General features: G+C 67.5%; 24 protein-coding genes. 10 read left to right on the top strand and 14 right to left on the bottom strand.

All coding sequences use genetic code 11. The features are described from left to right. The first annotated feature begins 19 nt into the window (after window positions 1-19). The 6 genes from BMW75_RS14080 (at window position 20) to BMW75_RS14055 (ending at window position 4,029) form a co-directional block, all read left to right on the top strand. Window positions 20-748: a helix-turn-helix domain-containing protein gene (locus BMW75_RS14080; RefSeq protein ID WP_076520281.1), complete on the top strand. Its 729-nt coding sequence runs from the start codon at window positions 20-22 to the stop codon at window positions 746-748. A 14-nt stretch (window positions 749-762) separates the two neighbouring features. After that, window positions 763-1,932, top strand: coding sequence for a hypothetical protein (locus BMW75_RS14075; protein WP_092580138.1), 1,170 nt, complete (start codon window positions 763-765; stop codon window positions 1,930-1,932). An 82-nt stretch (window positions 1,933-2,014) separates the two neighbouring features. Continuing rightward, window positions 2,015-2,452: an ArsR/SmtB family transcription factor gene (locus tag BMW75_RS14070; protein ID WP_092580136.1), complete on the top strand. Its 438-nt coding sequence runs from the start codon at window positions 2,015-2,017 to the stop codon at window positions 2,450-2,452. Next, the gene (locus BMW75_RS14065) at window positions 2,353-2,802 is read left to right on the top strand and encodes an SRPBCC family protein (protein ID WP_092580134.1); all 450 of its coding nucleotides are present in this window, start codon (window positions 2,353-2,355) and stop codon (window positions 2,800-2,802) included. Before BMW75_RS14070 ends, BMW75_RS14065 begins: the two co-directional genes overlap by 100 nt. A 107-nt stretch (window positions 2,803-2,909) precedes the next feature. Continuing rightward, entirely contained in the window at window positions 2,910-3,611 is a 702-nt protein-coding gene (locus BMW75_RS14060; protein WP_092580132.1) for a DUF899 domain-containing protein, read from the top strand. 25 nt (window positions 3,612-3,636) lie between these two features. After that, window positions 3,637-4,029: a hypothetical protein gene (locus BMW75_RS14055; RefSeq protein ID WP_092580130.1), complete on the top strand. Its 393-nt coding sequence runs from the start codon at window positions 3,637-3,639 to the stop codon at window positions 4,027-4,029. Here BMW75_RS14055 and BMW75_RS14050 read toward each other — a convergent pair. The 7 genes from BMW75_RS14050 to BMW75_RS14020 form a co-directional block, all read right to left on the bottom strand. Then, the gene (locus BMW75_RS14050) at window positions 4,010-4,342 is read right to left on the bottom strand and encodes a 2Fe-2S iron-sulfur cluster-binding protein (RefSeq protein ID WP_092580128.1); all 333 of its coding nucleotides are present in this window, start codon (window positions 4,340-4,342) and stop codon (window positions 4,010-4,012) included. The two genes, BMW75_RS14055 and BMW75_RS14050, sit on opposite strands and share 20 nt — an antisense overlap. A gap of 24 nt (window positions 4,343-4,366) precedes the next feature. Next, a complete protein-coding gene (locus tag BMW75_RS14045) occupies window positions 4,367-4,954 on the bottom strand; it encodes an NUDIX domain-containing protein (protein WP_092580126.1) in 588 nt (195 codons plus the stop codon). A 93-nt stretch (window positions 4,955-5,047) separates the two neighbouring features. Further along, window positions 5,048-6,301 carry an Hsp70 family protein gene (locus tag BMW75_RS14040; RefSeq protein ID WP_092580124.1) on the bottom strand — a complete coding sequence of 418 codons (1,254 nt, stop codon included), beginning with the start codon at window positions 6,299-6,301 and terminating at the stop codon, window positions 5,048-5,050. 74 nt (window positions 6,302-6,375) lie between these two features. Then, window positions 6,376-6,693, bottom strand: coding sequence for a hypothetical protein (locus BMW75_RS14035; protein WP_092580122.1), 318 nt, complete (start codon window positions 6,691-6,693; stop codon window positions 6,376-6,378). 153 nt (window positions 6,694-6,846) lie between these two features. Next, a complete protein-coding gene (locus BMW75_RS14030; RefSeq protein ID WP_076520271.1) occupies window positions 6,847-7,071 on the bottom strand; it encodes a DUF3820 family protein in 225 nt (74 codons plus the stop codon). A gap of 5 nt (window positions 7,072-7,076) precedes the next feature. Beyond that, on the bottom strand, window positions 7,077-7,625 hold the full coding sequence (locus BMW75_RS14025) for a cysteine hydrolase family protein (RefSeq protein ID WP_092580120.1): 549 nt from the start codon (window positions 7,623-7,625) through the stop codon (window positions 7,077-7,079). 16 nt (window positions 7,626-7,641) lie between these two features. Beyond that, window positions 7,642-8,115, bottom strand: coding sequence for an OsmC family protein (locus BMW75_RS14020; RefSeq protein ID WP_076520270.1), 474 nt, complete (start codon window positions 8,113-8,115; stop codon window positions 7,642-7,644). 201 nt (window positions 8,116-8,316) lie between these two features. On the opposite strand from BMW75_RS14020, the gene BMW75_RS14015 reads away from it, so the two are divergent. Both BMW75_RS14015 and BMW75_RS14010 read left to right on the top strand, forming a co-directional pair. Further along, complete coding sequence (locus BMW75_RS14015) at window positions 8,317-8,742, top strand: copper resistance protein NlpE (protein ID WP_076520269.1); 426 nt, start codon at window positions 8,317-8,319, stop codon at window positions 8,740-8,742. An 81-nt stretch (window positions 8,743-8,823) separates the two neighbouring features. After that, window positions 8,824-9,573, top strand: coding sequence for an ABC transporter substrate-binding protein (locus BMW75_RS14010; RefSeq protein ID WP_092580118.1), 750 nt, complete (start codon window positions 8,824-8,826; stop codon window positions 9,571-9,573). Here the strand turns inward: BMW75_RS14010 and aliA are convergent. The 4 genes from aliA to badH form a co-directional block, all read right to left on the bottom strand. Continuing rightward, window positions 9,570-11,225 carry a cyclohexanecarboxylate-CoA ligase gene (aliA, locus tag BMW75_RS14005; protein ID WP_092580116.1) on the bottom strand — a complete coding sequence of 552 codons (1,656 nt, stop codon included), beginning with the start codon at window positions 11,223-11,225 and terminating at the stop codon, window positions 9,570-9,572. The genes BMW75_RS14010 and aliA overlap by 4 nt on opposite strands. Window positions 11,226-11,271: 46 nt before the next feature. Next, window positions 11,272-12,423: a cyclohexanecarboxyl-CoA dehydrogenase gene (gene aliB / locus BMW75_RS14000; RefSeq protein WP_092580114.1), complete on the bottom strand. Its 1,152-nt coding sequence runs from the start codon at window positions 12,421-12,423 to the stop codon at window positions 11,272-11,274. Between the two features lie 82 nt (window positions 12,424-12,505). Then, complete coding sequence (gene badI / locus BMW75_RS13995; protein WP_076520265.1) at window positions 12,506-13,288, bottom strand: 2-ketocyclohexanecarboxyl-CoA hydrolase; 783 nt, start codon at window positions 13,286-13,288, stop codon at window positions 12,506-12,508. Window positions 13,289-13,323: 35 nt separating this feature from the next. Beyond that, entirely contained in the window at window positions 13,324-14,091 is a 768-nt protein-coding gene (gene badH, locus BMW75_RS13990) for a 2-hydroxycyclohexanecarboxyl-CoA dehydrogenase (RefSeq protein WP_092580112.1), read from the bottom strand. A 172-nt stretch (window positions 14,092-14,263) separates the two neighbouring features. Here badH and BMW75_RS13985 point away from each other — a divergent pair, with 172 nt between their 5' ends. Beyond that, window positions 14,264-14,731, top strand: coding sequence for a MarR family winged helix-turn-helix transcriptional regulator (locus tag BMW75_RS13985; protein WP_092580110.1), 468 nt, complete (start codon window positions 14,264-14,266; stop codon window positions 14,729-14,731). Window positions 14,732-14,819: 88 nt separating this feature from the next. Here BMW75_RS13985 and BMW75_RS13980 read toward each other — a convergent pair whose 3' ends face one another. Together BMW75_RS13980 and fmdA are read right to left on the bottom strand one after the other, a co-directional pair. After that, entirely contained in the window at window positions 14,820-15,152 is a 333-nt protein-coding gene (locus BMW75_RS13980; protein WP_092580108.1) for an FmdB family zinc ribbon protein, read from the bottom strand. Between the two features lie 11 nt (window positions 15,153-15,163). Continuing rightward, window positions 15,164-16,393 (bottom strand): formamidase, encoded by a 1,230-nt coding sequence (gene fmdA, locus BMW75_RS13975; protein ID WP_092580106.1) that lies wholly within the window; start codon window positions 16,391-16,393, stop codon window positions 15,164-15,166. Window positions 16,394-16,660: 267 nt separating this feature from the next. Here fmdA and BMW75_RS13970 point away from each other — a divergent pair, with 267 nt between their 5' ends. Beyond that, a complete protein-coding gene (locus BMW75_RS13970) occupies window positions 16,661-17,029 on the top strand; it encodes a hypothetical protein (RefSeq protein ID WP_092580104.1) in 369 nt (122 codons plus the stop codon). Window positions 17,030-17,134: 105 nt separating this feature from the next. On the opposite strand, the gene BMW75_RS13965 is transcribed toward BMW75_RS13970, so the two are convergent. Then, a complete protein-coding gene (locus BMW75_RS13965) occupies window positions 17,135-18,625 on the bottom strand; it encodes an aminotransferase class V-fold PLP-dependent enzyme (protein WP_092580102.1) in 1,491 nt (496 codons plus the stop codon). Between the last annotated feature and the right edge of the window lie 34 nt (window positions 18,626-18,659).

Below are 18,659 nucleotides of genomic sequence, written 5' to 3'. Positions count from 1 at the left end.
GCACTCTAAAGGTCATCGTATGCAAAAACGGGTACCCATTGCCCCTGATGCCGCCCACTGTTCCACGTGCATGCTGGGCCACGTCTGCGTTCCTGTGGGCATGGCAGCCGCCGAAGTCGAAAAGCTGGACGAACTGGTGAAAGAGCGTGTCCGCGTGGAAAAGGGCAAGACGCTGTATTCGCTGGATCATCCGCTGGACGCCGTCTATGGCGTGCGCTTCGGCAGCCTCAAGACGCAGCTCGAAGACGCCACCGGCCAGATCCAGATCACCGGCTTTCACCTGCCGGGCGAAATCGTCGGCATGGACGGCATGCTGGACGGCAAGCACGTGTCGGCCGCCGTGGCGCTCGAAGATTCCGAGGTCTGCGTCATCCGCCTGAACGAAGTCGACCGCGTCGCCTCGCACCTGCCGTCGCTGCAACAGCAGTTCCGCCGCCTCATGAGCCGCGAGATCACCCGCTCGCACCAGATGCTGGCCTCGCTGGGCTCGATGCGCTCCGAGCAGCGCCTGGCCGCCTTCCTGCTGAACCTGTCGCAACGCTACGCCTCGCTGGGCTACTCCTCCACCGAATTCGTGCTGCGCATGAGCCGCGAAGAAATCGGCAATTTCCTGGGCCTGACGCTGGAAACGGTGAGCCGCCTCTTCTCGCGCTTCGCGCGCGACGGCCTCATCAAGATCAACCAGCGCGAAGTCCGCATCCTCGACCTGCCGGCGCTCAAGCAACTGCTGGGGCACGAAGGCTGCTGAGCGGCCGCCGCGCCATGCGCCGCGCGCCCGCCGCGTTCCTCTCCCGCGCCGCCCGGGCGGCATCCCTGTCGATCGTTGCCCTGCTGGCGTGCGCCGCGGCGCATGCGCAGGTGCCGCTGCCCGATCCCTACGACTACGACGAGGCCACGCCCGCGCCCCGGCGCGCGGCGCCCCTGCGCTGGCAGGCGGTTGAGCTGGGCCGCCCAGGCCACCGCTACAAGATGCCGGTCTACGCCAACCGGGACCTCGCCAAGGACGACCTGCGCGGCATCCGGCAGGTGCTTATCGTCATCCACGGCGTCAAGCGCGACGCCGACCAATATTTCGAGACCGCAGCGGCCCTGGTCGCCGCCAATCCCGCCCGCGCACGCGACACGCTCGTGCTTGCCCCGCGCTTTTCGGGCGCGATCGACTCCGGATTCTCCAACATGGCGGCCTGGCGCAAGGCCAGCTGGGAAGACGGCGAAGACAGCGTCCAGGCCGCCGGCCGGCCCGCGCCGGTCAGTTCGTTCCAGGTGCTCGACGACCTGCTGCGCAGCCTGGACGACCGCAAGCGCCTGCCTGCCCTGGCCGGCCTGGTGCTGGCCGGACATTCCGCCGGCGCGCAGCTCGTGCACCGCTACGCGGTGCTGAACAACGTGGACGGATCGCTGCGCCGCGACGGGCTGGCCCTGCGCTATGTCATCGCCAATCCGTCCTCCTACCTGTACCTGACCAACGAACGGCCGCGCCCCGACGGCAAGGGCTACGCCCGCTACGAACGCGGCATCTGCCCCACCTACAACCAGTACAAGTACGGCACGGACAAGCTGCCCGCCTACGCGCGGGAGACCGACGATTCGCGGCTCTTCGTGCGCTACGCGGCGCGCGACGTGGTCTACCTGCTGGGCGGCGCCGACAACAACCCGGAGCACCGGCTGCTGGACAAGGCCTGCGGCGCCGAAGCCCAGGGCGCGACGCGCCTGGCCCGGGGCACGGGCTACGTGCGGTACGAGCACGTGCTGGCGGCGCGCGGCGCCAAGCCGGTCGCGCTGCGCCACACCAGCTTCGAGGTCGGCGGCGTCGGCCACGACGGCAAGCGCATGTTCGGGTCGATCTGCGGCGTGCGGGCGCTGCTGGGCGAAGACGCCGAGGCGGGCAGCGCGGCCGCGGCCTGCGACATCATCAAACCACGCGGCAAGTAGCGCGCCGCCATACCATTACCTAGGGAAACTCCGGAGCCTGACGGCTTGACACCCGCTCGCTGCAGGCCTAAAAGTTAACCTTATGGTTAAGTTAAATGACGACAGGCTGGATGCCATCTTTTCCGCGCTGGCGGACGGCACGCGGCGGCGGGTGCTTGCGGACCTGGAACGGGGGTCGGCGTCGGTCAGCGCGCTGGCCCAGCCCCACGCGATGTCACTGCCCGCGTTCATGAAGCACCTGCGGGTGCTGGAAGCGGCCGGCCTCATCGCCCGGGCCAAGGATGGCAGGGTCGTGAGCTGCACCTTGTCGGCCGAACCCATGCGCGCCGCCGCCGATTGGCTCGGCCGCTACGAAAAGTTCTGGACCGGACAACTGGATTCACTGGCGCGGTATCTCTATCACGAAGAGGAAGTCCACCCATGGAAAACCGAATCTCCCCCCTCGAACTGCGGCTCCAGCGACGGTTCGACGCCCCAGTCGAGCGCGTCTGGCGCGCCTGGACCGACCCGCAAGCGCTGATGCGCTGGTTCGGTCCGGCGGGCACCCAGCGCGTGCTGCTGGCCGAGACCGACGTCAGCGTGGGCGGCGCCTACCAAGTGGGCTTCGTCACCGCGGACGGCGGTGAACACTACGCCAGCGGCCGCTACCAGGAAGTGGAGCGCCATCGCCGCCTGGTGTTCACCTGGGCCTGGCGCGACACGCCGCAGGAAGTGTCGCTGATCACCTTGGAATTCACGGTCGACGGGACGGGCACGGCGCTCGCCTTCCTGCAGGCCCCATTCGTCGACGAGGCCACGCGCGACGGCCACGAGGACGGCTGGTCGGGCGCCATGGACCGCCTGGCAGGGCACCTGGCAGGCGCGGACTGACACCGGCCGTGAAAGGCGGGTCCGTCGCCGGCCTCGCATGAGGGCCTGACGCGTCCGCCGTTCGCGCCTATCCGGGCCCCGTGCCCAACACGCAAAGGAGCCGTACGATGCAAACCGATCATCCCGTCGTATCCCGCCATGAATGGACTCTCGCGCGCGACGCGCTGCTGCGGCGCGAGAAAGAACTGACCCGCGCCGAGGACGCGCTGACGCGCTCGCGCATGGCCCTGCCCTGGGTGAGGATGGACAAGGCCTACACCTTCGACGGCGCGCACGGCCCCCAAGGCTTGGCGGACCTCTTCCAGGGGCACAGCCAGCTCATCGTCTATCACTTCATGTTCAGCCCCGATTGGGAGGACGGCTGCGTGGGCTGCTCGTTTCTGGCCGATCACCTGGACAGCGCGCTGATGCACCTGCGCCACCATGACGTCTCGGTGGTCGCCATATCGCGCGCCCCGCAGGCCAGGCTGGCGGCCTTCAAGCAACGCATGGGCTGGAAGTTCGACTGGTATTCGTCCGAGCGCAGCGATTTCAACTTCGACTTCCAGGCGTCCGTGGCGCAGGCGGACGGCGCCGTGGAGGAGCGCCCCGGCGCCAGCGTCTTCTTCCGCGACCCGGACGGCGAGATCTTCCACACCTACTCAGCCTTCGAACGCGGCGTGGAGCGGCTGTCCGGGGCCTACAACTACCTGGACATCGCGCCGCTGGGCCGCAACGAAAACGGCCCGTACTTCGATGTGCGCGACTGGGTGCGCCACCATGACCGATACGGCGAAACCGCGCACGGTACGTGCCGCCACCAGGCCTAGGCGCGGGGCTGCGCCGGCCGCGGGCATGGCGAGCCTGTGGCTGGCCTGCATGGCCGCGATGGCTGTCGGCCTGCTGGTCGACACATGGCGCACGCCCGCCGCGCTGCTGGCCAGCGAATGCGGCGCGCCCGGCACGCTGGCGCAGCTTGCGTGGCGGCATGCCGCGCTGATGCCGGCGAGTTCCGCGGCCATGGCGTTGGCCGCCCTGCTGCCTTGGCCCGGTTCGCAAGCCAGGCTGGCCGAGCGCGCGCTGTGCGCCGTCCTCATGGCGATCGGAATGGTGCTGGGTGCGCGTCTGGGCGTTCAGACCGCGCTGAATGTGGACGCGTCGCCCTATGCGGGCATGGTGCTGGGCATGGTTGCGGGCATGACCGCCGCCCTGATGCCCGTCGGCGCCCTCAGCGCCTGGCGCCGGTAAGCGGGCGCACGGGCGCGGCCGCCGGTTCGATGGGCGCGGCGCCCGGCGCCTGGATTTCCAGCGCGCCGGTGGCCTGCGCCACGCACGGCAGGATCCAGCCTTCTTCTTTCTCGTCGCGCGACAGGCCGGGCCATTCGATGCCGTACGCCACGGAACCCTCCAGCATCAGGCACATGCAAGCCCGGCACGTGCCATTGCGGCACGAGCTGGGCAACTTGATCCCGGCCACCTGCGCCGCCATCAGCACCGACGTGCCCGCCGGCGCGTCAAAGCGCAGGCCGGACGGCTGGATGAGCACGGGATGGGAAGCCATGGCCGTCGTGTCGGCGCGCGCCGCTCAGGCGGCGTGGTCCTGCCAGTCCAGCTTCCAGGCGCCGGACAGCACGTTCTGCATCCACAGCACGCAGGTCAGCGTCTTGGCGTCGGTGACCTCGCCCCTGCCGCAAGCCTGGACCAAATCTTCGGGCCGCGTGCTGATCACGTCCAGGAACTCGTCCTGGTCGAGCTGGCGCTCTCCCGCCCGCAGGCCGCGCGCGAAGAAAATGTGGATGATTTCGGTGGAATAGGCGATGGCCAGGTGCAAGGCGCCCGCATGGGCCCACTGGCCGGCGGTGTAGCCCGTTTCCTCAAGCAGCTCGCGCTTGGCGCACACCAGCGGGTCCTCGCCCGGATCGAGCTTGCCCGCGGGGAATTCGGTCATCACGCGGCCGATGGGATAGCGGAACTGGCGCTCGAGCAGGACCCGTCCGTCGTCCAGCAGCGGGATGACCACCACCGCGCCCGGATGCACCACGTATTCGCGGATGCCTGTGTGGCCGTTGGGCAGGCTGACGGTGTCGCGGCGGATCTTTAGGAAGCTGCCGTCGTACGGCGCCTCGCTGCTCAAGAGCGTTTCGACGAGATGGGTATCGGTTGGGCGGGTCATGAGGACGTCTGGATCAGGGGTATGCGCGGGACCGGCGCGGGCACGCCTGCGAGCTTACCATCGGCCCGCCGACCGCCGCGCAGCCGACCCCGTTCAGCCGAACTTGCGCGCCGCGTCCAGCGCCAGGCCGGCGCCGATGCTGCCGAAAAGATCGCCCTCGACGCTGCGCGCCTCGGGCACCAGCCGGGACACGCTTTCCCGCAGGCGCGGCACGCGGCTGGAGCCGCCCGTGAAAAACACGGTATCCACGTCCGCCGTCGACACCCCCGCGTCGCGCAGAAGCTGGCCCACGGTGGTCTCGACTTTGTCGATCAATCTTCCCACGCAGGCGTCGAACGACGGGCGCGTCACCTCCACCCCCAGCTCGGGCGCGACGCGCGACAGATCGATGCGCGCGGCCGGCGCGTCCGACAGCGCGATCTTGGCTTCTTCCACCTGCACCGCCACCCAGTGCCCCGCCCGTTCCTTGACCAGGTTCAGCAGCAGGTCGATCTTCTGGCGGTCGCCGGCCTCGGCGCGGATATAGGCGAAGTGTTCGGCCGCCTTGCGCGTGTAGGCCTGGTTGATCGTGTGCCAGCAGGCCAGGTTGCCGTACTGGGTCGACGGCACATCCTTGCCGCTGCGCAACTGGCTGCCCAGCCCCAGCAACGGCATGACGTGCGCCAGGCTCAATTGCTTGTCGAAATCCACCCCGCCGATGTGCACGCCGCCGTAGGCCAGGATGTCGTCGCGGCGGTCGGGCTTGGCCGCGCGGTCCGGTCCCAGGCGGATCAGCGAGAAGTCCGACGTCCCCCCGCCAATGTCGATCACCAGCACCAGTTCCTCGCGGCGGATCTGCGACTCGTAGTCGAATGCGGCCGCGAGCGGCTCAAACTGGAACTCGATGTCGGTGAATCCCACGCTGCGCGCGATCTCTTCCAGCGTGTCCTGGGCGGTCTGGTCCGCAGCCGGGTTGTCGTCCACGAAGAATACCGGACGGCCCAGCACGGCGCGGGTAAAGCCACGGCCAGCGGCCGTCTCGGCGCGCGCCTTCAATTCGGCGATGAAGCGTGTGAGCAGCACGCGGAACGGGATCGAGCGGCCCTGCACTTCCGTCGAACCGTCGATGAGCGAACTGCCCAGGAGGCTCTTCATCGAGCGCATCAGGCGGCCGTCATAGCCCGCCAGATAGTCGGAGATAGCCGCGCGGCCATAGCTGACCTCGGCGTCCTCGTCGTGAAAGAAGATGGCCGACGGCAAGGTGGTCTTGCCGTCCTCCAGCGCCAGGAGCGCGTGTTGGTCGGGACGGCTCCAGCCGACGGTGGAATTGGAGGTGCCGAAGTCGACGCCGCAGGCGGTGGGAATCATGGGAATTCAGGCGCTGAAAGCAAAACGGCGCACAAGTGTACCCGCTTCGGCTCCGCGCCCGGTCTTCCCCGGGGCTATTGCTGCTGGCGACGCTGCTCCAGTTCCCGCAGGCATTGCTCCACGCCGGCTTGCATCTGCGCGTTGGACACCGCGGCCCGGTCCGACACCTGGCGGCAGCGCTGGAACTCGGCCTGGCTGGCCGGCGTGTCGCGGATCACCACCGGCGGGGTCTCCGGCGTCACGGTCATGCGCAGCGTCGATGGCGGCGACAGGCTGCCCTCGCGGGAGGGGAACTGCATTTCCTGCGTGGCGGGCGCGGCGTTCTGGGCCTGCGCGGCGCCCGCCGCGCACAGGGCGGCAAGGAGGAAAGCGGTGATGTGGCGTTTTTTCATGGCGACCTCCGTTCGATAAGACGGCGCCCGGGCGGCGGGCCGACGGCCGGCCCCAGGGCGCGCCGCTTATGGTAGCCCCAGCCGCCCCGGGCCGTCGTGCCAAGACGCTACATGAGGCGCGCCAGATGTTTCCTGCCGTTTCCGGGACGCGGATCAGCGCCGGCGCGGGGTCTTGCGCAGCGGATCCAGCAGCGAAGACAGGCCGTTGTGGTCCAGTTCAAGCATGAGGGCCAGCAGGCGCCCCAGCTCACCGGGCGGAAATCCCTTGCGCGCGAACCACGCCAGATAGGCCCCCGGCAGATCGGCGATCAGCCGCCCCTTGTACTTGCCGAAGGGCATCTCGCGGGTCACCAGCAGGGACAGCAGTTCCGGATCCATCGCATTCACCGCGGCGAGGCGCCGGCATAAAGCTCAGCGGCGGGCACGGCGGCGATCTTCACGCCAAAGCTCGAAATGGCCGGCAACGTGGCATTGTGGTGCGCCCGGATGCGCCCGCCGTCCGCATGCGGCTTGTCGTGCGTGGTGTGCGCATCCGCCGCCAGCGTAACCGGCATCCCCAGCGCGGCCGCGCGCCGCACCGTCGTGTCCACGCAGAACTCCGTCGCATACCCGCAGACCACGAGCTGCGTCACGCCCAGCGTCGCCAGCCGCTGCGCCAGGTCCGTGCGCAGGAACGAATCGGCCGTGGTCTTGCGCACGCGGATATCGTGCCCGGCCGGCGTCAGGCGCGGGTCCAGCGCCCATCCCGGCGCGCCGTGCGCCAGCTCGGTGCCGGGGCTTTCGTGCTGCACATAAACGACCGGAACGCCCCCGGCACGAGCGCGGTCGGCCAGCGCATTGATGCGGGCCAGAACCTCACCCGCCTCGAAGGGGGGAGGCGAGGTTTCGAAAAGCGCGCGTTGGGCGTCGATGACGATAAGGGCGGAGGTCATGGGGAATTCCATGCGCTCATCCCACCGTACCAATGCGCGGCTCGCACCGCACCGGGAAATTCACCGAGTTGGCGATGAAGCAGAAATGATGCGCGCGTTCGTGCAGTTTTTCCGCCAGCGCGACGTCGTCGCCAGCGCGGATCGTGACCTGGGGCCGCAGCGTGACCTGCGAAAACGCGCCGCCGCGCTCGGGGTCTTCGATCATCACGCCCTGCGCCTCGTCGCGGTATGCCTCGACCGTCACGCCCTCGACCGCGCACAGGTGCAGATACCAGAGCTTGTGGCAGGCCGAGAGCGAGGCCACCAGCATGTCCTCGGGGTTCCAGCGCGACGGGTCGCCGCGGAACGCCGGGTCCGATGACCCCGGCACATCGGGCTTGCCCGCGGACTGGATGAGGTGGTCGCGGGAATAGGCCGCGTAGCCGGACGTGCCGGCGCCGGTATTGCCGGTCCAGTCCACGGTAACGGTGTATTGGTGTTCGCCCTTCATGCCTGTCGTCCCAGTCGGCGCGCCGGCGGCCCCATGCCGCCCTGTGCGCGCAAAGCAGGCCGAGCTTAGCGCAGGCGCGGGGCGCGCGGTAGCGGTTGGCCTGGGGTCGTCGCCTTACATCCCGTTTCAGCACGGCCCAGTTACTGTCCGTATCGTGGATACGCGTCTTGCCGCCAATCACCCGCCACACAGGAGCTCGCCATGATGAAAACCACCCTGACCTGCACCCTGAGTCTTGCATTGCTTGCCGGCTGCGCCCCGTCCAAGCCCATCACCGCCCGCTCCGTGCCGGTGGACAATCACACCGCGCGCAACTCCCTGGACTGGGAGGGCAGCTACGACGGCACCCTGCCCTGCGCCGATTGCCCGGGCATCCGCATGCGCCTGACGCTCATGAAGGACGGCCGATACGAAAAGCTGACCCAATACCTGGACCGCCAGCCCGAACCGGAGATCGTGACCGGCACCTTCAGTTGGGAGTCCGACGGCAGCACGATCCGGCTCGACGCGGCGGGCGACAGCCAGCGTTTCTTCGTCGGCGAGAACCAGGTCACGATGCTGTACCGCGACGGCACGCGCCCCACCGGCCCGCTCGCTGGGCAGTACATCCTGCGCCGCGCCCAATAGGCCATCGCACGGCGGAGGGCTTTGGCGCTATCCTCTGGCATCGACCGCGCCCGGCGGCGCGTCCCCTCCAGCAAGGAAGCCATGAAGACCGAATCCGAAATGCTCTCCGCCTTTGCTCCCACGGGCGTGCTGCGTGCGTCCATCAACCTGGGCAACCCCATCCTCGCCAACACCGATCCCGCCACCGGCCAGCCCGGCGGCGTGTCGGTGGACCTGGCCACGGAGCTTGCGCGCCGTCTGGACGTGAAGCTGGAACTTGTCGTGTTCAAATCCGCCGGCGAATCCGTCAACGCCGTCGCGGCAGAGCAGGCGGACGTGGGCTTTTTCGCGATCGACCCGCTGCGCGGCGAGCAGATCGCCTTCACCGCGCCGTATGTCGTGATCGAGGGCACCTACCTGGTGCGCGAGGATTCGCCCATCAAGAGCCGGGACGAGGTCGACAGCAAGGGCCAGCGCGTCGTCGTGGGCAAGGGCAGCGCCTACGACCTGTATCTGACCCGCGAACTCAAGCAGGCCGAGATCTTCCGCGCCCCCACGTCGCCCGCCGTGGTCGACACCTTCCTGCAGGAAAACATGGAAGTGGCCGCGGGCGTGAAACAGCAGCTCGAAGCGGACGCCCGGCGACTCGGCGGACTGCGCCTCCTGGACGGCCATTTCATGCTGATCCGCCAGGCCATGGGCGTGCCCAAGCGCCGCGGCGACAAGGCCAGCGCCTACCTCTCGGCGTTTGTCGAGGCCATGAAGCAGTCGGGCTTCGTCGCCGATGCGCTGGCGCGCCACAAGATCCAGGGCGCCGCCGTGGCGCCGCTGGAGGCTGAGGCGAAGGCCTAGCCGCCCGCTGCGGGCGAGGCGTCGGCCAGCATCTGGCGCAGCCGGAACTTCTGTACCTTGCCGCTGGGCGTCGTGGGCAAGGCGTCCCGGATCTCCAGGCGTTCCGGAATGTACTGGACCGCGACGCCAAACCCCTTCAGAAAGCCCACCAGTGCGGCCAGCTCCAGTTGCTGGCCGCGCTTCAACGTGACGACGGCGCACGCCCGCTCGCCCAGCCGCTCATCGGGATAGGCGACGATGGCGGCGCTTTCCACCGCCGGATGCCGATACAGCAGCGATTCGATCTCCACCACGGGGATGTTCTCGCCCCCGCGGATGATGACGTCCTTGCTGCGGCCCGTGATGCGCAGATACCCGTCCGCATCGATGCGCGCCATGTCGCCCGTGTCGAACCAGCCGTCGGCGTCCGTCGCGTTGAGCTGCGGCCGCTTCAGGTAGCCGCCGAAGTTGGATGCGGATCTCAACCACAGGCAGCCTTCCTGGCCCGCCGGCAGCACGGTCCCCGACGCGTCCGTGACCTTGATCTCCACCCCGGGCAGCGGCCGGCCGTCGGTGGTGCAGGCGCGCTCGTCCGCGTCCTCCGGCAGCGTCAGCGTGACCGCGCCGTTCTCGGTCATGCCCCAGGCCGAGATGATCTTGGCGCCCAGCGTGCGGCTCGCCTGTTCAACCAGGGGTCCCGGTATCGGCGCGCCCGCGCACAGAAAGGTGCGCAGCGTCGGCACCGGATTGCCCGACTGCGCCACCTCGCGCGCAATGTCGGTCAGAAAGGGGGTGGAGGCCATGCTGAAGGTGACGCCGTGCTCGCGCATCAACCGCGCGGCCGTCGCCGCGTTCCAGATATCCAGCGTCACGGCGCTGGCCTGAAGGTAGAAAGGCATCATCAGCCCGTACATGAAGCCGGTCTGGTGAGCCATGGGCGAACCCATCAGCACCACATCGTCCGGCCCCAGACGCAGGCGCTCGGCGTAGGCGGCGATGTTCGACAGGCACGTGTTGGCGGTGTGCATCACGCCCTTGGGCTCGCCTGTGGTGCCCGATGTGTACATGAGCTGCGTGACGTCGTCCGGACCGGGCCGGGAACGGGTCAGGATGACGTGCGCGTCCGGCTCGCGCTCCCAGGCCGGATCGCTCAGTCGGACCTCGAAGCTGTCGGGCCCCGCGCCGCCCACAACGATCACATGTTCCAGCGCGGGTACGGCCGCGCGCAGGCCCTCGACCATGCCGGGATAATCGAAGCCGCGAAAGCGATCCGGAATGATGAGCACGCGGGCTTCGCTGTGATGCAGCATGAACGACAGCTCGCGCTGACGGAAGATGTGCATCAGCGGATTCATGACCGCGCCGATGCGCGAGCACGCCAGGTACGTGACAACGAACTGCCAGCCGTTCGGCAACTGGCAGGCCACCACGTCTCCCCGCCCCACGCCCAGGCGCGCCAGCCCGACTGCCACCCGATCGGCAAGCGACGCCAGCTCGCGGCTGGTGAACTGCCTGGCCACGCCCTGTTCTGCCTGCACCGCGGTCAACGCAATCTTCTCCGGCCGCGACGCCGCGTAATCGTCCAGCAGATCGTTGATCGTGCGGTCCGGCCACCAGCCGCGCGCGATGCTCTCGGCCCGGCGCGGCGCAATCAGTACGGCGTCGAATTCCATGGCTACGTCTCCCTTATGGTTGTAATGTCCGCGGTCACCCGCCCCACTATGCCGGCACCGCCCCGCGTCCAGCCCGATGGCGCGCGATGATGAGTTTCATGATCTGCGCGGTACCGTCCCCGATCTGAAATCCCAGCACGTCGCGCAGCCGCTGCTCCATCACGCCGCGGTCGTAGCCCCCGTGACCGAACGTCAGCAGGCACTGGTGCACCACGTCGTACGCGAGCTTGGGCGCCCACCATTTGCACATGGCGGCCTGCGAGCCGTGCGGCTGGCCCCGGTCCTTGAGCCACAGCGTCTGCAGGCACAGCAGCCGCGCCGCCTCGACCTGCGTGTCGCCTTCGGCAAGCGGATGCGACACGCCCTGGAACGCGGACAGCGGCTTGCCAAACGCCTCGCGCTGCGTCGCGTAGTCCCACGCCTCGTCCAGCGCGGCGCGCGCGACGGCCAGGACCTGCAAGCCGATGAGCGCCCGCGAGTAGTCAAAGCCCTGCATCACCTGCGCAAAGCCCCCGCCCTCCTCGCCCAGCAGGTGGTCGGCCGGCACACGGACGTTCTCAAAGAACAGCGACCCGCGCCCGATCGCGCGCTGGCCATGGCAGTCGTACCGGTTGCGGGTGATGCCGGGCAGGTCCAGCGGCACGAGCACCGCGGTCACGCCGCGCGCGCCCGAGTCCGCCGGACCGCTGCGGCCGAACACGACTGCGGCGTCGGCCTGGTCGGCCGCGGAAATGGATGCCTTTTCCCCGTTCAGCACGTAATGGCCGTCCACGCGCTCCACGCGCAACTGCAGATTGGCGGCATCGGAGCCGCCACGCGGCTCGGTCAGCGCAATGGCCAGCAGCGCCTCGCCTTGCGTCAACCGTGCCAGCCAGGGCCTTGCGACGTCGGGAAGGCCATGCTGCGCCAGGATCTGCCCGTTCAGGGATGCGAGCAGATTCACGTACGACATGCTGAGGTCAGCGCGCGCCACCGCTTCATGGATGACGCCCGCCGCGAGGCACCCCATGCCTTGCCCGCCGCAAGCCTCGGGCAGTTCGGGGGCAATAAAGCCCATGGCGCCCATGTCCCGCATCAGGCCGCGGTCCAGCACGCGCGTCCGGTCACGCTCCTGGCACCCCGGCGCGATGCGCCCGTCGGCAAAACGCCCCGCGTGTTCAGACAACGCGGACAAGTCCTCGTCGATATACGGATTCATGCCGTCTCCTTCGGGCTCGCCCTTCCGGGCGGCCCGCTGTTATTCGTCGCCCGTACCCGACGGGCGCGTGGCCGCGGTGCGCCTACTTCGCGAACTGGCGGAAATCGGGCTTGCGCTTTTCCTGGAACGCGCGCACGCCTTCGCGCGACTCGTCGGTGTCGTAATAGAGCTTCAGCGCATACATGCCCATGCCGGCGATGCCGGCCTGGTGCGCCGTGTCCATGTTGAAAGACCGCTTGGCGATCGCGAGCGCGGTGGGGCTTTTTTCCATGATCTCGGCGCACCACCTTCCGATCTCTTCGTCGAGCTGCTCATGCGGCACCACCGCATTGACCAGCCCCATGGCCAAGGCCTCGGACGCGGGATAGCGGCGGCACAGGTACCAGATCTCGCGCGCCTTCTTTTCGCCGACCACGCGCGCCAGGTAGGCGGTGCCGTATCCCGGGTCCACCGAGCCAACCTTGGGTCCGACCTGTCCGAATACCGCTTTTTCCGATGCGATCGTGAAATCGCAGATGGTGCACAGCACGTTGCCGCCGCCAATGGCATAGCCCTGGACGCGGGCGATCACCGGCTTGGGCACGTCGCGGATGGCGTTGTGCAGTTCCTCCATCGGCAGCCCGATGGTGCCGCGGCCATCGTATTGGCCGGCATGGGCCGACTGGTCTCCCCCCGTGCAGAAGGCCTTTTCTCCGGCGCCGGCCAGCACGATCACGCCGATCTCGGGCGCATAGCCTGCGCGGTTGATGGCGTGGATCAGCTCGTCGCAGGTCCGGCCGCGGAACGCATTCATTTTTTCGGGGCGGTTGATCGTGATCCAGGCGGCGCCGCCGCGCACGTCGTACAGAATGTCTTCGTAGTTCATCATGGCTCCATGAAGGGAATGTGGGCCGCGCGGCCTCAGCCGTTCATCGTCAGTCCGCCAGACACGCTGAGCACCTGCCCCGTGACGTAGGCCGCGTCGTCGCTGGCAAAGAAAAGGATTGCGCCGGGCAGATCATCGGGCTGACCGATACGGCCCAGCGGAATCGCGCGCGTAAAGGCTTCGACGAGCTTTTCGGGGTTGCCCGCGCCCTCCTTGTAGTCGGCAAACAGCGCCGTATCCGTCGGCCCGGGGCAAACCACATTCACGGTGATGCCCTGCCGCGCATGTTCGCGCGCGATGGTCTTGGAAAACGCCACGATGCCTCCCTTGCAGGCGGCATAGACCGCCTCGCCGGACGACCCGACGCGCGCCGCGTCCGACGCGATGTTCACAATGCGCCCGGCCTTGCGTGCGGCCATGCCGGGCAGTACCGCGTGGTGCAGGTGCAGCGCGCCCAGCAGATTGATCGCGATGAGCCGTTCCCATTGCGCGGGCTCGGTCTTGGTGAAAGGCTTGAACACGTCCCATCCTGCGTTGTTGACCAGGATGTCGACCGGCCCCAGCGCCGACTCCGTTTGCGCGACGGCGGCATCCACCTGCGCGCGCTGCGTGATGTCGCAGGCAATCGCCAACGCGCGCCCGCCGGCCGCTGCGATGTCGTCCGCCACGCGCTGCGCGTGCTCTGCGTTGAGATCCAGGACCGCCACGGCGGCGCCTTCCTGGGCGAAGCGCCGGCAGGTAGCCCCGCCGATACCGCCACCGCCGCCCGTCACGATTGCCGTTTTGCCCGCCAGTCTTTGCATGATTTCCTCTGCCCAGGTTGCTGGCTTGGTATCCTTGTCCCACCGATACGGAATCAAGCCGATATACGTAAACATGTTTACGCATATTAGAAGCAGCCCTACCCGCGATCAAGCACCGGACGCGCAAATAAGACCTATGACAAACCCTAATAAAAACACCGAAATAGCCCGAATGGAGCTGGCCAACCGGCTATTCTTCCGACTGTATCAATGCGCAAACATGCTGCATAAAACGGGAAGCCGCGCAGTGGAACACCTGGGGCTCACCACGCAGCAATGGGCCGTGCTGGGCGCATTGTCGCGCCCCGAAGCCGAAGGCGGCATGAGTGTGGGCGATCTGGCGCGCTACCTCATGGTCAGCCGCCAAAGCCTGTCTGGACTGATCAGCCGTATGGAGCGGGACGGCCACATTGCCAGTGCCCCCGACGGCCGCGACCGGCGCTCTCGCCTGGTCACCATGACCGAACGCGGCCGCAAGGTGTGGACGCAGGACGCCACGCCCCGCATCCACGACTACTACGAAGGCGCGCTGGCGGAATTCTCCATGGGCGACCTCAGCCACACCCTGCACTACCTGCTCAAGCTGCTCGACAACATGCAGCAACTGGACAGGGACGCGGGACAGGAAGAGGCTCAGTAGCGGCGGGCACGGGTTCCACGAAGCGCAGCCGGCAAGCCCGCGCGACGCGGGGCCTGCCGACACGCTTGCCGGCGAACTGGTCGCCAGGCTAGTGGCTGATCATCCACGGCCTCGCGCCCGCGAATGACTTGGCGCCGTCCGCCGACGTCCGGGTCTTGCCGCGCGAACGCGGGCCGGCGCAGCACCCGCAGTTCATGCCGTGCCCGCCGCGCGTGCTGCGCGGCTCGTTCGCGCTGCGCTCGTTGGCCGCCCGCGCCCGATTGACCGCGGAGGACAGCGCCGAAATCGCCGGCGCCCCGCCCACGATGCGGCCGGCCATCGCGCCGCACTGCGGGCACGCCGCCGGATCTCGCCACTGCGCCAGCGGCCGCAACGCGGCGAATTCCCCGCAATCCCCGCACGCATAGTCATACATCGGCATCGTCGTGCCTCCTAACGGTCGCGAGACAGCGGCATGTCCACGCCGCCCTGGATGTGCTTGACGGGGCCCGACGCCGACGGCTGGATATCGAAATCGAAGATCTCCGTAGGCAGCCAGAGCGTGGCGCACGAGTTGGGAATATCGACGACCCCGCTGATGTGCCCTTGCACCGGCGCGCAGCCCAGCAGCGAATACGCCTGCGCGCCCGAATAGCCGAACTTCTTCAGGTACTCGATGGCGTTCAGGCACGCCTGACGGTAGGCGACGTTCACGTCCAGGTAATGCTGCTTGCCCGCTTCGTCGACCGAAATGCCTTCGAAGATCAGGAAGTCCTTGTAGGCCGGCGTGATCGGGCTGGGCTTGAAGATCGGATTCCTGATGGCGTACTTGTCCATGCCGCCCTTGATCAGCGACACACGCATGTGCACCCAGCCAGCCATTTCGATCGCCCCGCAGAACGTGATCTCGCCATCGCCCTGCGAAAAATGCAGATCGCCCACCGACAGCCCGCCGCCCTTCACATACACCGGGAAAAACACGCGCGCCCCGCGCGACAGGTCCTTGATGTCGCAATTGCCGCCATGCTCGCGCGGCGGCACCGTGCGCGCGCCCTCGCCTGCCGCCTTGTCGCGGTCCGCACCTTGCAGCGCGCCCATGTGCGCCGTCTTGGGCGCGGGGGGATTGGCCAGCGGCGGCACGCGATTCGGATTGGTGTCGATCAGCGCCTGCTCGCGCCGGTTCCACTCGTCCAGCAGCTTCCTGTCCGGCAGGCAGCCGATCAGGCCCGGATGGATCAGGCCCGCGAAACTGACGCCGGGAATATGCCGCGACGACGTGAACATGCCATGGAAATCCCAGATGGATTTCTGCGCGTGCGGAAAATGATCGGTGAGGAAGCCCCCGCCATTGTTGCGGCTGAAAAAGCCATTGAAACCCCACAGGCTGTCGGGCTTGGCGCCGATATCCAGCAGATCGACCACCAGCAGGTCGCCGGGTTCCGCGCCCTCCACGCCCACGGGACCGGACAGGAAATGCACAGTGGACAGATCCACATCGCGCACGTCGTCGGCGCTGTCGTCGTTCTTGATCGCGCCGCCCGTCCAGTCATAGGTTTCCAGAATGAAATCGTCCCCCGGCTTCACCCACGCGGCCATCGGAATATCCGGATGCCAGCGGTTGTGGATCTGCTCGTTGTCGTAGGGGGATTGTTCCAGATCGACACTGATAAGCGTGTTGGTCATTCTCTTTCATCTCCGTCGTGACGAGTTGATAAAACAGAACTTCAGCCGGATACAGGTCCAAATGCACGTTCAAATACACGTCCAAATCCCGTTGCGGGTTGGATCTTGGGATCGATTGAACCGTCAACGATGGTAGACGCGTTCACGCGTTTGGACATACTGGTTTTCCATGCAGTGGCAGCGCGCGTGCCGCCCGGCGCAACGGGGCCATTTCGCAGCAGTTATCATGCAAGCCACGCTTTCACGCACTACCAAGGTTTCATACGCATGGCCGCAATCCACCGCCCGTCCTTCGCCGCCCTCCTGATCATCGCCGCCTGCGCCAGCGCGCCCGCGATTGCCGCCGATGACTGCATCGCGCGGGTGGACGCGGAATTGGCCCGCATCGATCAGGCGCAGGACATCCAGCGCACGCGCGAGGCGGCCAATAACCTGGAGCTGAATCGGGAGTTGTGCCAGGGCCGGCTGGACCTGCTGGATGCGCGTTTTGCGCTGAGCGACGACTTCGAGGCTTGCCGACGCAAAGGCGTGCAGTTCTCGGATCAGGTCACGCGCACGCTGACGGGCGCCTCCGACGATCTCACGGACATGAAGGCCTCGTGGATCCGGGTCTGCGGTCTGCAGATGAAGGACTGATCGGGGAGCGGGACGCAGCCCCAGAAAGGGGCTGCGCGAAGATGGCAAAGGTTGCGACTGCGGCTGCAAAGGCAGCCACCGTCGTGATCGGCGCCCGACGCCGCTTTACGCGGCCTTCTTCTCCACATCGCGCGGAAAGAAGATCGCGCGGCTCGGATCAAAGCCGTACAGATGCTCGTACTCCGGCGCGTCGGCCGCCAGCGCAAGCACCGATTCCAGGATAAAGTCCGCCTTGTCGTCCGACAGGAGCGCGCTGAAATTCAGCCGCACAAAGCCGGGCTTTTCGATCTCGCGTCCATCCAAAATGGCTTGCCGCATCTGGAGCGACTGCGCCTCGTCGATATCCAGCAGGCGATGCACATAAGGCCCCGCGCACGCGCAACCGCCGCGAGCCTGGATGCCAAAGCGATCGCTCAGCATCCGCGTCACCAACTGTTGATGCACGAAGCCGCCCTTGCCGTCGCGAACCCGAAACGAGAAGATCGGCAGACGCTGCGCGGTCAGCGAGCCCAGCAGCTCCAGACGCTCCGCGCCCTGCCACGCCGCCAGCGCGCGCTGCACGAAATGCGCATGGCGCTGCTGCATGAAATCGGCGCCCAGCGCTTCCTTCACCAGGACGACCAACGCGGCGCGGATGTCTCCCACCACATTCGGCGTGCCCGCTTCCTCACGCGATTCCAGGCTGCCGCTGTAATCGTGCCCCACGGGCGACACGAACTTCACGGTGCCGCCGCCGGGCCAGGTCGGCGTCGTGTCGCGCACCGCATCGCGGCGCACGATGAGCACGCCCGACGCGCCGGGACCGCCGATGAACTTGTGCGGTGAAAACACGATGGCGTCGATCTGCGCGTCGGCCGCCGGCGACATCCGGACCGGCAGGTACGGCGCGCCGCCCGCATAATCCCACAGCATCTTCGCGCCACTGGCCTTCACGAGCCGCGTGATGCCCTCGACGTCCGCCACGATGCCCGTCACGTTCGACGCCGCCGACAGCGCGCAAACGACCAGCGTGTCCTCAGTCGTTTTCAGCGCCTGCGCCAACTGCGCCAGATCGGGACCGCCTTCCGGGCTTTCTTCCAGTTCGACGATGTCCGCGCCGCATTCGCGCCACGGCAGGATGTTCGAATGATGCTCATAAGGCCCGATGATGACCCGCACCTTCCGGCCCGCGGCCACCGCCGCGTCCACGCCGAACAGATGCACAAGCCGATTGATGCCCGCCGTTGCGCCCGATCCCGAGAAAATCACCGCATGCGCATCGCTCGCGCCACAGCACCGCGCGATCGCCGCGCGCGCCTCGCGCCGCAGGCGCGTGATGAAGCCGCCGCAGTACGAGGCTTCGGTATGCGAGTTCGCGTAGAACGGAAGCACCTGTTCAAGCACGAAGCGCTCCACCTGCATCAACGCGCGGCCAGAGGCAACGTAATCCGCATAGACCAGGGGCTTGGCGCCGAACGGCCCGTCAATGCAGGCGTCCTTGCCGATCAATCCGTCAGCAAGCGCCGCGGCCACATCCGGGGTTTTCAGGCTGTCTTGGAATTGCTGCAACGGCGAAACGGAAGTGCGCACCGGAGCCGCGGGGAGAGGCATATTCATGGGGAGATCACATCAGGAACAGTTCGCAACTATC

The organism is Achromobacter sp. NFACC18-2 (assembly GCF_900108985.1).
Taxonomy (GTDB): Bacteria; Pseudomonadota; Gammaproteobacteria; order Burkholderiales; family Burkholderiaceae_B; genus Achromobacter.
The sequence above is the reverse complement of the archived record's forward strand: the minus strand, read 5'-3'. Positions and strand labels throughout refer to the sequence as shown.

Excerpts from the sequence above, each read along its gene's own strand:
- BMW75_RS14080 (WP_076520281.1), top strand. The coding sequence starts at position 20 with ATGCAAAAACGGGTACCCATTGCCCCTGATGCCGCCCACTGTTCCACG.
- BMW75_RS14075 (WP_092580138.1), top strand. The coding sequence starts at position 763 with ATGCGCCGCGCGCCCGCCGCGTTCCTCTCCCGCGCCGCCCGGGCGGCA.
- BMW75_RS14070 (WP_092580136.1), top strand. The coding sequence starts at position 2,015 with ATGGTTAAGTTAAATGACGACAGGCTGGATGCCATCTTTTCCGCGCTG.
- BMW75_RS14065 (WP_092580134.1), top strand. The coding sequence starts at position 2,353 with ATGGAAAACCGAATCTCCCCCCTCGAACTGCGGCTCCAGCGACGGTTC.
- BMW75_RS14060 (WP_092580132.1), top strand. The coding sequence starts at position 2,910 with ATGCAAACCGATCATCCCGTCGTATCCCGCCATGAATGGACTCTCGCG.
- BMW75_RS14055 (WP_092580130.1), top strand. The coding sequence starts at position 3,637 with ATGGCGAGCCTGTGGCTGGCCTGCATGGCCGCGATGGCTGTCGGCCTG.
- BMW75_RS14050 (WP_092580128.1), bottom strand. The coding sequence starts at position 4,342 with ATGGCTTCCCATCCCGTGCTCATCCAGCCGTCCGGCCTGCGCTTTGAC.
- BMW75_RS14045 (WP_092580126.1), bottom strand. The coding sequence starts at position 4,954 with ATGACCCGCCCAACCGATACCCATCTCGTCGAAACGCTCTTGAGCAGC.
- BMW75_RS14040 (WP_092580124.1), bottom strand. The coding sequence starts at position 6,301 with ATGATTCCCACCGCCTGCGGCGTCGACTTCGGCACCTCCAATTCCACC.
- BMW75_RS14035 (WP_092580122.1), bottom strand. The coding sequence starts at position 6,693 with ATGAAAAAACGCCACATCACCGCTTTCCTCCTTGCCGCCCTGTGCGCG.
- BMW75_RS14030 (WP_076520271.1), bottom strand. The coding sequence starts at position 7,071 with ATGGATCCGGAACTGCTGTCCCTGCTGGTGACCCGCGAGATGCCCTTC.
- BMW75_RS14025 (WP_092580120.1), bottom strand. The coding sequence starts at position 7,625 with ATGACCTCCGCCCTTATCGTCATCGACGCCCAACGCGCGCTTTTCGAA.
- BMW75_RS14020 (WP_076520270.1), bottom strand. The coding sequence starts at position 8,115 with ATGAAGGGCGAACACCAATACACCGTTACCGTGGACTGGACCGGCAAT.
- BMW75_RS14015 (WP_076520269.1), top strand. The coding sequence starts at position 8,317 with ATGATGAAAACCACCCTGACCTGCACCCTGAGTCTTGCATTGCTTGCC.
- BMW75_RS14010 (WP_092580118.1), top strand. The coding sequence starts at position 8,824 with ATGAAGACCGAATCCGAAATGCTCTCCGCCTTTGCTCCCACGGGCGTG.
- aliA (WP_092580116.1), bottom strand. The coding sequence starts at position 11,225 with ATGGAATTCGACGCCGTACTGATTGCGCCGCGCCGGGCCGAGAGCATC.
- aliB (WP_092580114.1), bottom strand. The coding sequence starts at position 12,423 with ATGAATCCGTATATCGACGAGGACTTGTCCGCGTTGTCTGAACACGCG.
- badI (WP_076520265.1), bottom strand. The coding sequence starts at position 13,288 with ATGAACTACGAAGACATTCTGTACGACGTGCGCGGCGGCGCCGCCTGG.
- badH (WP_092580112.1), bottom strand. The coding sequence starts at position 14,091 with ATGCAAAGACTGGCGGGCAAAACGGCAATCGTGACGGGCGGCGGTGGC.
- BMW75_RS13985 (WP_092580110.1), top strand. The coding sequence starts at position 14,264 with ATGGAGCTGGCCAACCGGCTATTCTTCCGACTGTATCAATGCGCAAAC.
- BMW75_RS13980 (WP_092580108.1), bottom strand. The coding sequence starts at position 15,152 with ATGCCGATGTATGACTATGCGTGCGGGGATTGCGGGGAATTCGCCGCG.
- fmdA (WP_092580106.1), bottom strand. The coding sequence starts at position 16,393 with ATGACCAACACGCTTATCAGTGTCGATCTGGAACAATCCCCCTACGAC.
- BMW75_RS13970 (WP_092580104.1), top strand. The coding sequence starts at position 16,661 with ATGGCCGCAATCCACCGCCCGTCCTTCGCCGCCCTCCTGATCATCGCC.
- BMW75_RS13965 (WP_092580102.1), bottom strand. The coding sequence starts at position 18,625 with ATGAATATGCCTCTCCCCGCGGCTCCGGTGCGCACTTCCGTTTCGCCG.